This window comes from Micromonospora phytophila (assembly GCF_023656545.1).
GTDB classification, from domain to species: Bacteria; Actinomycetota; Actinomycetes; order Mycobacteriales; family Micromonosporaceae; genus Micromonospora; species Micromonospora phytophila.
Genome location: NZ_JAMOKF010000179.1, coordinates 1 through 11,286, shown reverse-complemented (window position 1 = coordinate 11,286; position 11,286 = coordinate 1). Strand labels below are relative to the sequence as shown.

The following is an 11,286-nucleotide window of genomic DNA, read 5'->3' as shown; positions in this document are numbered from 1 at the left end:
CGTCCAGCCCCGGCACCGAGCAGCCGGACCCCGAGCCGGCCCAGCCCGAACACGTCGGCGCGGGTGTCGACGACGGCGAGTGGATCGTCCTGCTCGGGGGCCATGTAACCGGGTGTGCCCGCGCGGGCGGTCAGGCCCGAGGCGGCGGCGAGCGCCTTGGCCAGCCCGAGGTCGGCGATCAGCACCCGCTCGTCGGCCCGGCCCACGCCGGTGGCCGCCGCCGGGCCGGAGCGAAACAGGATGTTGCCCGGGGTCAGGTCGCGGTGCACGACGCCGTGCCGGTGCAGGACGGTCACCCCGGCGGCGATCTCGCCCAGCAACCACAGGGCGGTGGCGACGGGCAGCGGGCCGCGCGCCAGCCGGTCCCGCAGGCTGCCCCCGTCCGCCCAGGCCATCACCGAGTACGGCCGGCCGTCCGCCAACTCCCCGACGGCGTGGACCCGGACCAGCCGGTCGTGGTCCAACCAGCGCAGCAGCCGGGCCTCGTCGAGGAAGCGTTCCCGGACCCGCAGGTCGTGGCTCCAGTTCTCCGCCAGCACCTTGATCGCCACGTGGCAGTCGAGCGTGCCGTCGTGGCCCAGCCACACCGTCGCGAACGAGCCCACCCCGAGCAGCCGTTCGATGCGGTAGGGGCCGATCTGCGCCGGAGCGGTCACCACGTCACCCCCGACCAGCGCCGCCGGTTGCCGTTCCGCCTCGACAGTAGACCGCCCGACCACGGCAGCGGCAGCCCTCGCCCGCACCGGTGGTGCCGCCGTCGCCGTCGGAGGCGGCGCGGCGTCGGAAACCCGACGAACCGGAGCCGCCCCCGGGGTGACTAACGGGTCAGAGGCTCCACCAACCGAAGGAGATCACCGTGCACCGTCCCTCGATCCTCATCACCACCGGCGCGCTGGCGCTCACCACGCTGGTCCCGGTGGCCGCCGCGGGCCCGGCCGCGGCACACCCGGTCACCTCGGCCGGCGTCACCGTCGGCGCGACGTCCGGGCCGGACCGCCCCGCGCCGACCGACCGGGGCCCGGTGCCGCGGGCCGGGTCGTCCGGCACCAACGGCTATCCCGAGGCCGGGCACGAGCACCCCCGGATCCTCAGCGTCCGGGGCGCCGGCCCCTTCCGGATCGGCGCCAGCCTGGAGCGGCTCTCGGCGGCCGGGCTCATCTCCTGGGTCGCCCCGGGGTGCCACGGTGTGGTCAGCACCGGCGTCACCGGGGCGTGGGCGGGGGTGATCCTGCTGGCCTTCCGGGACGGGCGGCTGGTGGAGGTGGGGACGGCCACCACCCCACCCCGGTCGCCCGCCGGGGCGACGGTCGGTATGTCCTTCGAGGAACTGGAGGAGATCTACGGCCGCCGGGGAACGCTGATCCGCAACGACGCGGGCGACGAGGTGGCGTACCTGGTGCGCTTCGGGTCGCGGGTGGAGCTGTTCAGCGGCCACCCGATCCGCCCGGGGGTGGGCTACTTCCAGGTCGGGCCGGCCGACTTCGTCGAGCGGAACTTCCGCAACCGCCCGTCCTGCTGACGACCGGGTCGGCGGGGGCGGCCCAGCCGCTCCCGCCGACCCGGTCCACCTGGTCCGGCTCCGCGCCACCACTGGGCGGGGCCGGCTCGCCGGCCCGGTCGGGCCGGGTCATCGCCGACGTCCCGCCGGGAGAACTCTGCCCCTTCTGGTCCGAACACACTGATGGTGCAGCGCACGATGATGTATCAGTGGACCATAGTGTGTGACACACACTATGGTGTGAGGCATGGTTAGCGATGAGATCCTGCGGACCCACCTCCAGGAGCTGCGCCGGGGCACCGTCGTGGTGGCGAGCCTCGTCGCCCTGCGCCGCCCCGACTACGGCTACGCACTGCTGCAACGACTCTCCGACCACGGCTTCCCGGTGGATGCCAACACGCTCTACCCGCTGCTGCGGCGGCTGGAGGACCAAGGGCTGCTGACCAGCGAGTGGAACACCGAGGAGAGCCGGCCGCGCAAGTTCTACCGGGTCAGTGACTCCGGCGAGTCGGTGCTGCGTCGCCTCCTCGCCGACCTGGCCGCCGTGCATACCTCCATGACCGCACTCATCGAAGGAGCCGACCGATGAACACCCTGACCGACCGCTACCTCGCCGCGACCCTGCGCTCGGTCCCCGCCCCGCGCCGGGAGGAGATCGCCACCGAGCTGCGCGCGTCGATCGAGGACATGATCGAGGGCCGGGCCGCCGGCGGTCAGGACACCACCACCGCCGAACGGGAGGTGCTCACCGAGCTGGGCAACCCGGAGCAGCTCGCCGCCCGCTACGCCGACCGCCGGTTGCAGCTCATCGGTCCGACGTACTACCTGGTCTGGCAACGGCTGCTCAAACTGCTGCTCAGCTTCGTACCGGCGACCGTCGGCGTCGTGGTCGGCCTCGTCGAGGCGACCGCCGGGGACAACGCCGGTGGGGCGATCGGGGCCGGCATCGTCGCCGCCCTCCAGGTCGCGGTCCAGATCGCCTTCTGGGTCACCCTGGTCTTCGCGGTGCTGGAACGGACCAACCCCTCGCTGCGCCTGCCCGAGTGGAGCGTCGACCAACTCCCCGAGGCACCGGTCGAGCGGCAGATCTGCCTGCCCGACACCGCCGCCGCGATCGTCTTCCTGGTGCTCTTCGCCGGGTACCTGCCCTGGCAGCACTTCCACTCCTGGGTCTCCGACGACCAGGGCGGCAACCTGCCGATCCTCGACCCGGCGCTGTGGAGCAGCTGGTTGCCGGTCCTGCTGGCCGTGCTGGTCGCCAGCGTGGCGCTGGAGGTCGCCAAGTACCGCGCCGGCCGGTGGACCTGGCCGCTGGTCGCGGTGAACACGCTGCTGGACCTGGCGTTCGCGGTGCCGGTGGCCTGGCTGCTGCTGACCGACCGGCTGCTCAACCCGGACCTCGTCGAGCGCTTCGAGTGGCTGCGGCAGGGTGACAACCTGGACACCGTGGCCACCGTGACGGTCGTCGGCGCGACCCTGGTGGTGCTCTGGGACATCGCCGACAGCGCGATCAAGGCGTACCGCAACCGCGCCTGAGACCGCCCGACCGGCCCGGCACGCCCCCGCGTGCGGGCCGGTCCGTGTGCCAGGTGAGCGGCTCGGACCAGCGGAGGTGGCCGTGGCCGCAGTGCGCCGGAGGCGGCCACGGCGCGGAAGCCGCTTGAGGCCGCGGGGCACAGGCCGACACCGGCCCGCCACCGTCCTTGCTGTCGCGTACGCCGACCACGCCGGCCAGGTTCGTTGCCACCTCGACGCACGCAGGGACGGCTGCCGTTCGGTGGAGGTCCGCCGGGCCGGATTCCGCTGGGGCCTCGGGGTGCGCCTGAGGGGGCCGCGCTTCGCGAGGAGGGGTCCGTCCTCAGCGAGACGATCAAGGGAAAGGAGAGAACACACTCCTTGCCACTTCTAACGTATAGCGCACCGGGGGGCTTGCGGCAAGACCCGGGTGGTGCCGCAGAATCGTCGGCCTGGTCAGAAATCTCCGGAAATGGGAGTCACGAAGTGCGGGCTTTGTTGTCGACGTACGGGTCGCGCGGGAACGTCGAACCGCTCGTAGGGCCCGCGGTGCGGTGGCGGGCACTCGGCGCAGCGGTGCGGATCTGCGCGCCACCGGACAAACAGTTCGCTGAGCTGCTGGCCGGGGTCGGCGTGCCTCTGGTGCCGGTCGGCCCGCCGACCGGCTCGATGGTGCGGCCGTCGGCGGTGGCCGCGACGCTGGTTCGTCACACCGGTCCAGACGCCTTGCTGCGCTCAATGATTGCCGACGACCCGGATCGGAGCTGCTGACGTGAACCCGCTGACCACCAGCGCGTTTGACCTGCCCGACCGCCTCTCCTTCAAGGCCGACCCGGCGCTGATCGCCGGCGACGAGCGGCACTTCGCGGCCATCGCGGCGAGCCTGGAGCAACGGTTCGCCGACCTGTCCGCCCGCCTCGACGCCGAGCGCAGGGCGCCCGCTGGCAAAGGCCGGCAGGCGGTGGACCGCGACATGGAGGTCCGCCGGCTGACCGTTCGACTGCGGGCACTGCGTCGCTTCGGTCTAGACCTGTGCCTCGGGCACATGGTCAGCGCGGACAACCCCGAGCCCGTGTACATCGGACGATTCGGCCTCACGGACAGCGAGGGTCGCCGGCTGTTGCTCGACTGGCGCTCCCCCGCGGCGGAGCCGTTCTTCGGAGCGACCCACGCCAACCCGATGGGTCTGGCAAGCCGCCGCAGGTATCGCTGGACCCGCGGCCGGATCAGCGACTACTGGGACGAGGTGTTCACCTCGGACGGGTTCGACGGGCACGCCGCGCTCGACGACCAGTCCGCCTTCATCGCCAGCCTGGGCAGCAACCGGTCGCCCCGGATGCGAGACGTGCTCGGGACCATCCAGGCCGACCAGGACGCGATCATCCGAGCGGGATCCCGCGGCGCTCTCGTCGTCGACGGCGGTCCGGGTACGGGGAAGACCGTCGTCGCCCTGCACCGCACCGCCTACCTCCTCTACTCCGACCCCCGCCTCGGTCACCGCCGGGGCGGCGTGCTGTTCGTCGGTCCGCACCAGCCCTACCTCGCCTACGTCGCCGACGTCCTGCCCAGCCTCGGAGAGGAGGACGTGCAGACCTGCACCCTGCGGGACCTCGTGCCCGGGGGCGCCGCGGCAACCAATGAGACCGACCCGGACGTGGCCCGCCTGAAGTCGTCCGCGGACCTGGTGAAGGCGATCGAGGCGGCCGTCAGGTTCTACGAGGAGCCGCCGGCCGAACCGATGACGGTCACGACCGGCGAGTCCGACATCTGGCTGAGCGCCGACGACTGGGCCGAGGCGTTCCAGGCGCCGGGGCCCGGTACCCCGCACAACGAGGCGCGTGACGAGATCTGGGAAGAGCTGCTCACGATCCTGACCGAGAAGTACGACGGCGACGAGCCCGACGACCTGGTCCGCAGGTCGCTGCTGCGGAACAGGGAACTGCTCACCACCTTCAACCGCGCCTGGCCGCTGCTCGAAGCGACCGACCTCGTCGGCGACCTGTGGTCGGTGCCCGCCTATCTGCGCAAGTGCGCTCCCTGGCTCAGCCCCGACGAGATTCGGAAGCTACAGCGCGGCGACGCCCAGGCCTGGACGGTGTCCGACCTGCCGCTCCTGGACGCGGCACGGCAGCGGCTCGGCGATCCGGAGGCGTCCGGGCGCAAGCGTCGGCAGGAGGCCACTGTTGCCGTCGAACGCGAGCGCATGGCTACGGTCGTCGACGAACTGATCGAGGCCCATGCCTATGACGACGGTGAAGGTGTGCTGTCGAGCCTGCGCCAACTGGACCTCCAGGACGCCCTGGTCGACGAGGCCGCACTGCCCAGCACCGACCCGGACCTGCTCGCCGGCCCGTTCGCGCACATCGTCGTGGACGAGGCTCAGGAGCTGACCGACGCGGAGTGGCAGATGTTGCTGCTGCGCTGCCCGTCCCGGAGCTTCACCATCGTCGGGGACCGCGCCCAGGCCAGGCACGGGTTCACGGAGTCGTGGCAGGAGCGGCTCGAGCGGATCGGGCTCGACCGGATCAACCTGGCCTCCCTGAGCATCAACTACCGGACGCCGACAGAGATCATGGCGGAGGCCGAGCCGATCATCCGGGCCGCGCTCCCGGACGCCAACGTGCCGACCTCCATCCGCAGCAGCGATGTCCCCGTCGTACACGGATCCGCTTCCGATTTCGGCTCGATCCTCGACACCTGGCTCGCCGCGCACACCGAGGGGATCGCCTGCGTCATCGGCGACCCCACGTTCCGGACGACGTCCCGCGTCCGGTCGCTGACCCCGGAGTTGTCGAAGGGGCTCGAGTTCGACCTGGTCGTCCTCATCGACCCGGAGGCGTTCGGCACCGGCATCGAAGGAGCTGTCGACCGCTACGTCGCGATGACCCGAGCGACCCGGCAACTCGTCATCCTCACGAGCTCCTGACAACGTGCGCATCGAGTACGCGCATGGCCCGTCGGCCTGTCGGTCTACCTCTGCGCGCTGCTGCACGAGGCCGGCCGTCGCCGACGGGTGGAACGTGTGGGAGATCCGCCGGACGTGGGACTACGTCGGTGCCGCGCTCGTCACATCCACCCCCGGCAGCATCGAGATCGTCGCCTGCGACGCCGACAGCAAGAGCAAGGGCAACTGGACCTGTCACGCACCGTTCACCAGTGACGACGGCACGGTACGGATCGACTCGATCAGCCTCCGCGTCCCGGTCGAAGAAGGGCCGGGCTCGACCGGGCCAGCCGTGGTCAGCGGCATGGGCGCCGAGCGGGCATGGGCTCCGCACTGGGGGACGACGGTCGGTCGGCTCGGCGTCCATGCCATCGCCGGGTTCGCCGGCTGGCTTGCGTGGGCGTTCTTCCAGGCCGCCTTGGTCAGCGGTCAGCGGTGGGGCCCACGCGTGCCCACTCCCCGGACACTGCGGCTGGCGCGAAACCAGCATCGCACTCGACGTCGGAAGCCGGCCCGGCTGCGGCGACGGTAGCCGGTCCCCGTCAGAACCTTCGACAGGGAACCGGCCACGAGCATCACCCGGTCAGCCGACGGACTCCATCACTTCGTCGCTGACGTCGAAGTTCGCGTAGACGTTCTGCACGTCGTCGCAGTCCTCCAGCACATCGATCAGTTTGAAGATCTTGCGGGCGCCCTCCTCGTCGAGGGGGACGTTGACGCTCGGGATCAGCGACGACTCGGCCGACTCGTACTCGATGCCGGCGTCCTGGAGCGCGGTGCGCACCGGGATCAGGTCGGTCGGCTCGGAAACAACCTCGAACGCCTCACCGAGGTCGTTGACCTCCTCGGCGCCCGCGTCCAGGACCGCCATCATCACGTCGTCCTCGGTCGTCCCGGTCTTGGGCACGATCACCACGCCCTTGCGGGAGAACATGTAGGACACCGAGCCGGCGTCGGCGAGCGAGCCGCCGTTGCGGGTCAGCGCGGTGCGCACCTCGGTCGCCGCCCGGTTGCGGTTGTCGGTGAGGCACTCGATCAGCATGGCCACGCCGTTGGGGCCGTAGCCCTCGTACATGATCGTCTGCCAGTCGGCGCCGCCGGCCTCCAGGCCGGAGCCGCGCTTGACGGCACGGTCGATGTTGTCGTTCGGGACCGAGTTCTTCTTCGCCTTCTGGATGGCGTCGTAGAGCGTCGGGTTGCCGGCCGGGTCGCCGCCGCCGGTCCGCGCGGCGACCTCGACGTTCTTGATCAGCTTGGCGAACATCTTGCCGCGCTTGGCGTCGATGACCGCCTTCTTGTGCTTGGTCGTCGCCCACTTTGAGTGGCCGGACATCTGTTACCTCCGTTGCTACCCGCCGTCTGCATCGACCGCACCGCACACGCCCCGCTCCCGCCGGCGCACGCGGTGGTGCCGGTCAGCTCTGGTGGAAGCCGTAGCGGGCAGATGGCCCTGCCGAATCTCGGCAATCCTACCGACGTCCAGCGGGCGGCTGTCACGCGCCGCGCGTCGCCGGTCCGCCCCGCCCGCCCGGACCAGGACAGACGGGGCGAAAGCGAGGGCCGGTCAGACCTCGACGCCGGCCGGTGCCCGGGCCGCGCCGGCGGGGCGCAGCGCCCGGGACCAGGTCACAATCTCGGTCAGCATCGTCGACAGCGCCTCCTCCCGGCCGTCGCCGGGGGCGATCCGCCCGGGGGCGGTCGGGTCGCCCGGGTCGGAGCCGGAGAAGTCGAAGTCGGCGAAGACCGACAGCGACACCCCGGTGGGAACGACCACCGCCCGCACCTCGGCCAGGATCTGCCGCAGGTGGTCGCCGGCCCTGGTGCCGCCGTGCACGCCGTAGCTGAGCACCCCGGCCACCTTGTCGTTCCACTCGGCGTACAGGTAGTCGATGCCGTTCTTCACCGCGGCCGGGACCGAGTGGTTGTACTCCGGGGTCACGAAGACGAAGGCGTCGCAGGCGTCGACCACGGCGGACCAGTGCCGGGTGTGCGCGTTGCGGTAGTCGCCGAACATCGCCGGCACCGGCTCGTCGAGCAGCGGCAGGCCCTGCTCGGCCAGGTCGACCACCTCGACGACGGCTCCGCCGCCGCGTACGGCGTCGTGCCGCGACGCCACCTGCCCGACCCACCGGGCCACCGCCGTGCCACGCCGGCCGGGGCGGGTGCTTCCCACGATCAGACCGATCCGGACCGGTCCTGCTGTCTCTGCGCTGTTCATGACGACGATCGTCCGGCCGATCCGCCGGGGCGGGGAGACCGCCGCGAGGATGGCCCCGCCAGGGCCACCCGTCGGCGGCGGTGCGCTGCCAGACTGGGCCGGTGATGGACGGAGAGCTGGGCGCGTTCCTGCGCAGCCGCCGGGAGGCCCTGCGGCCCGGCCGGGTGGGCCTGCCCGACGGGTCCCGACGCCGCACACCCGGGCTGCGCCGGGCCGAGCTGGCGACGCTGGCCCAGGTGAGCGTGGAATACCTGACCCGCCTGGAGCAGGGCCGGGACACCCGGCCGTCGCCGGAGATCCTCGCCGCGCTCGCCGACGCCCTGCTCCTCGACGACGCCGACCGCGAGCACCTCCGGCAGCTCGCTTCGGTCAACCACAGCCGGCAGCTGTGCCCGGGCGAGCGGCCGACGGTCTCGCACACCGTCCGCCCGACGGTCCGCGCGGTCCTCGACAGCCTGCGGGACGCTCCTGCGTACGTGGTCAACCGGCTCGGCGACGTGCTGGCCTGGAACGACCCCTTCGACCGGCTGGCCCGTCCCCTGGGCCTGTTCGACGGGACGCGGCCCAACCTGGTGTGGTTCGTGCTGACCGACGAACGCGCCCGCGAGCACTTCCCGGACTGGGCGGAGCTGGCCGACCACCAGGTCGCCGAGCTGCACCGGCTGCGCCGCGGCGACCCGGCCACCGACCACTTCGCCGAGCGGCTGGCCCGCACCGTCGGGGCGCCGTTCACCGACCGGTGGCAGCGGCGGCCCGTGGCCGCCCCGGGCACCGGCGTGCGGAGTCTGCGGCACCCGGAGGTGGGGACGCTGCGACTGAGCTGGGAGACCCTCGAGTTCGCCGACAGCGACCACCAGCGGCTCGTCGTCCAACTCCCCGCCGACGCGGCCACGGCGGCCGGGCTGGACCGGCTGCTGGGCCGCCGCCCCGGGCACCTGCGCTCCGTCGCCGGTTGAGACGCGAAGCGGGGTCCCCTCCCGCGAAGGAGGAGACCCCGCCGACGTCGCGTCGGGACCGGTCAGCGGGCGGCCCGCACCAGCTCCACGAAGTACGCGTGCACGCGCAGGTCCCCGGTCAGCTCCGGGTGGAACGAGGTGGCCAGCAGGTTCCCCTGCCGCACCGCCACGATCCGCCCGGCCGTGGGGCCCTCGGTGACCGTGCCGAGCACCTCGACGCCGTCGCCGACCCGCTCCACCCACGGCGCCCGGATGAACACCGCGTGGAACGGCGCGCCCGGCACGCCGGTGATCTCCACCGGCGCCTCGAACGAGTCGACCTGCCGGCCGAAGGCGTTGCGGCGCACGGTCATCTCGATGCCGGCGAAGCCGCGCTGGTCGGGCCGGCCGTCGAGGACCTCGGTCGCCAGCATGATCATGCCGGCGCAGGAGCCGTAGACCGGCATGCCGCCGGCGATCCGCTTGTCGATCGGCTCGCGCAGCTCGAAGATGTCCGCCAGCTTGCTGATCGTGGTGGACTCGCCGCCGGGGATGACCAGCCCGTCCACCGCGTCCAGCTCCTGGGCACGGCGTACCGGGCGGGCGTCCGCGCCGGCCCCGGCCAGGGCCGCGACGTGCTCGCGGACGTCCCCCTGCAGGGCGAGCACACCGATGACGGGTGCGTCGCTCATGTCACCGCTCCTTCGCGTTCCTGCGCGGCGGCGGGCCGGCGCACCGACCCGCCGTGCGTACCTGGTCCCGGCGTACGCCGGGGCCCGCTCACCAGCCGCGCTCGGCCAGGCGGTGCGGCTGCGGGATCTCGTCGACGTTGATGCCGACCATCGCCTCGCCGAGGCCCCGGGAGACCTTGGCGAGCACGTCGGGGTCGTCGTGGAAGGTGGTGGCCTTGACGATCGCGGCGGCTCGCTGGGCCGGGTTGCCGGACTTGAAGATGCCGGAGCCGACGAAGACGCCCTCGGCGCCGAGCTGCATCATCATCGCGGCGTCGGCCGGGGTGGCAATCCCACCGGCGGTGAAGAGCACCACCGGCAGCTTGCCGCTCTCGGCGACCTCCTTGACCAGCTCGTACGGGGCCTGGAGCTCCTTGGCCGCGACGTAGAGCTCGTCGGCCGGCAGGCTGCTCAGCCGGCGGATCTCCTGGCGGATCTTACGCATGTGGGTGGTGGCGTTGGAGACGTCACCGGTGCCGGCCTCGCCCTTGGAGCGGATCATGGCCGCGCCCTCGGTGATCCGGCGCAGCGCCTCACCCAGGTTGGTCGCGCCGCAGACGAAGGGGACGGTGAAGGCCCACTTGTCGATGTGGTTGGCGTAGTCGGCCGGGGTCAGCACCTCGGACTCGTCGACGTAGTCGACGCCGAGGGCCTGGAGGATCCGGGCCTCCACGAAGTGGCCGATCCGGGCCTTGGCCATCACCGGGATGGAGACGGCGTTGATGATGCCGTCGATCATGTCCGGGTCGCTCATCCGGGACACCCCGCCCTGGGCCCGGATGTCCGCGGGCACCCGCTCGAGCGCCATCACCGCGACGGCGCCGGCGTCCTCGGCGATCTTGGCCTGCTCGGCGTTGACCACGTCCATGATCACGCCGCCCTTGAGCATCTCGGCCATGCCGCGCTTGACGCGGGCGGTGCCGACGACGGGCGTGGCGCTGGAGTTCTGGGCAGTGGAATCGGGCACGGGTTATCGCTCCTCGAACATGCTCGGGGGGTGGCTTGCCGAAATGCTACGGCGGGCTCAACGCCGGTCCGACAGCCAATCAGACCCACGGTGGCCTGCACTGTGGCAGCCATCACCCGACTGTCAACGGGTGCGCGCCGACTCCGCGAACCGGACAGCCGCCGGGGTCAACCAGGGCCGGACCGGCCAGCCGGGGGCGGACCGGCCAGCCGGGGGTGTACCGGTCAGCCGGCCGGGACGTCGGCGGGGACCGCCAGGGTCGGGTCGTCGATGTCGAAGTAGCGCGGCCATTCGTGCCGGCGCCCCATGCGCAACAGCCGCACCAGGGGGCGGCTGCGCGCCGAGCGGGCGTCGCGGACCAGGTCGGTGTGCACCTGCCGGGCCAGGGCCAGCCGCCGGCTGGCGGCGACGACCGCCTCGCAGTCCGCGTCGGCCGGGTCCAGCTCCACCGCGCGCAACTGCCGGGTGAGGTCGTTCT

General features: G+C 72.3%; 12 protein-coding genes and 2 pseudogenes. 7 read left to right on the top strand and 7 right to left on the bottom strand.

What is annotated here, in order from left to right:
* Positions 1-656, bottom strand: a 656-nt coding sequence (locus tag NCC78_RS20005; RefSeq protein WP_250796222.1) for a serine/threonine-protein kinase, incomplete at its 3' end; no start/stop codon positions are given.
* 200 nt (positions 657-856) lie between these two features.
* Here NCC78_RS20005 and NCC78_RS20000 point away from each other — a divergent pair.
* The 3 genes from NCC78_RS20000 (at position 857) to NCC78_RS19985 (ending at position 3,034) form a co-directional block, all read left to right on the top strand.
* Positions 857-1,519, top strand: a complete 663-nt coding sequence (locus tag NCC78_RS20000) for a hypothetical protein (protein WP_250796220.1) — start codon at positions 857-859, stop codon at positions 1,517-1,519.
* 226 nt (positions 1,520-1,745) lie between these two features.
* A complete protein-coding gene (locus NCC78_RS19990; RefSeq protein ID WP_250796219.1) occupies positions 1,746-2,087 on the top strand; it encodes a PadR family transcriptional regulator in 342 nt (113 codons plus the stop codon).
* Positions 2,084-3,034: a permease prefix domain 1-containing protein gene (locus NCC78_RS19985; protein ID WP_250796217.1), complete on the top strand. Its 951-nt coding sequence runs from the start codon at positions 2,084-2,086 to the stop codon at positions 3,032-3,034. The genes NCC78_RS19990 and NCC78_RS19985 overlap by 4 nt, the downstream gene beginning before the upstream one ends.
* Positions 3,035-3,167: 133 nt before the next feature.
* Here NCC78_RS19985 and NCC78_RS19980 read toward each other — a convergent pair.
* A pseudogene (locus tag NCC78_RS19980) lies at positions 3,168-3,257 on the bottom strand (DUF397 domain-containing protein); the annotation flags it as partial.
* 332 nt (positions 3,258-3,589) lie between these two features.
* Here NCC78_RS19980 and NCC78_RS19975 point away from each other — a divergent pair.
* From NCC78_RS19975 to NCC78_RS19965, 3 genes are all read left to right on the top strand, one after another.
* Entirely contained in the window at positions 3,590-3,784 is a 195-nt protein-coding gene (locus NCC78_RS19975) for a hypothetical protein (RefSeq protein WP_250796216.1), read from the top strand.
* A 10-nt stretch (positions 3,785-3,794) separates the two neighbouring features.
* Positions 3,795-5,939 carry an RNA polymerase recycling motor ATPase HelR gene (gene helR / locus NCC78_RS19970; protein WP_250796229.1) on the top strand — a complete coding sequence of 715 codons (2,145 nt, stop codon included), beginning with the start codon at positions 3,795-3,797 and terminating at the stop codon, positions 5,937-5,939.
* 94 nt (positions 5,940-6,033) lie between these two features.
* Positions 6,034-6,489: a hypothetical protein gene (locus NCC78_RS19965; protein ID WP_250796215.1), complete on the top strand. Its 456-nt coding sequence runs from the start codon at positions 6,034-6,036 to the stop codon at positions 6,487-6,489.
* Between the two features lie 51 nt (positions 6,490-6,540).
* Here the strand turns inward: NCC78_RS19965 and NCC78_RS19960 are convergent, their stop codons facing one another.
* Positions 6,541-7,290: a YebC/PmpR family DNA-binding transcriptional regulator gene (locus NCC78_RS19960; protein ID WP_250796214.1), complete on the bottom strand. Its 750-nt coding sequence runs from the start codon at positions 7,288-7,290 to the stop codon at positions 6,541-6,543.
* A 231-nt stretch (positions 7,291-7,521) separates the two neighbouring features.
* Complete coding sequence (locus tag NCC78_RS19955) at positions 7,522-8,175, bottom strand: NADPH-dependent FMN reductase (protein ID WP_250796213.1); 654 nt, start codon at positions 8,173-8,175, stop codon at positions 7,522-7,524.
* Between the two features lie 104 nt (positions 8,176-8,279).
* Between NCC78_RS19955 and NCC78_RS19950 the strand changes: the two genes are divergently transcribed.
* Positions 8,280-9,131 carry a helix-turn-helix transcriptional regulator gene (locus tag NCC78_RS19950; protein ID WP_250796228.1) on the top strand — a complete coding sequence of 284 codons (852 nt, stop codon included), beginning with the start codon at positions 8,280-8,282 and terminating at the stop codon, positions 9,129-9,131.
* A 62-nt stretch (positions 9,132-9,193) separates the two neighbouring features.
* Here the strand turns inward: NCC78_RS19950 and pdxT are convergent, their stop codons facing one another.
* From pdxT to NCC78_RS19935, 3 genes and pseudogenes are all read right to left on the bottom strand, one after another.
* A complete protein-coding gene (pdxT, locus tag NCC78_RS19945; RefSeq protein ID WP_250796212.1) occupies positions 9,194-9,802 on the bottom strand; it encodes a pyridoxal 5'-phosphate synthase glutaminase subunit PdxT in 609 nt (202 codons plus the stop codon).
* An 88-nt stretch (positions 9,803-9,890) separates the two neighbouring features.
* Positions 9,891-10,808 carry a pyridoxal 5'-phosphate synthase lyase subunit PdxS gene (pdxS, locus tag NCC78_RS19940; RefSeq protein ID WP_284706330.1) on the bottom strand — a complete coding sequence of 306 codons (918 nt, stop codon included), beginning with the start codon at positions 10,806-10,808 and terminating at the stop codon, positions 9,891-9,893.
* 224 nt (positions 10,809-11,032) lie between these two features.
* A pseudogene (locus NCC78_RS19935) lies at positions 11,033-11,286 on the bottom strand (hypothetical protein); the annotation flags it as partial.

Bases quoted from the DNA above. Each gene is read 5' to 3' on its own strand.
- NCC78_RS19950 (WP_250796228.1), top strand. From the start codon at position 8,280: ATGGACGGAGAGCTGGGCGCGTTCCTGCGCAGCCGCCGGGAGGCCCTG.
- pdxT (WP_250796212.1), bottom strand. From the start codon at position 9,802: ATGAGCGACGCACCCGTCATCGGTGTGCTCGCCCTGCAGGGGGACGTC.
- NCC78_RS19985 (WP_250796217.1), top strand. From the start codon at position 2,084: ATGAACACCCTGACCGACCGCTACCTCGCCGCGACCCTGCGCTCGGTC.
- NCC78_RS19960 (WP_250796214.1), bottom strand. From the start codon at position 7,290: ATGTCCGGCCACTCAAAGTGGGCGACGACCAAGCACAAGAAGGCGGTC.
- NCC78_RS19990 (WP_250796219.1), top strand. From the start codon at position 1,746: ATGGTTAGCGATGAGATCCTGCGGACCCACCTCCAGGAGCTGCGCCGG.
- NCC78_RS19955 (WP_250796213.1), bottom strand. From the start codon at position 8,175: ATGAACAGCGCAGAGACAGCAGGACCGGTCCGGATCGGTCTGATCGTG.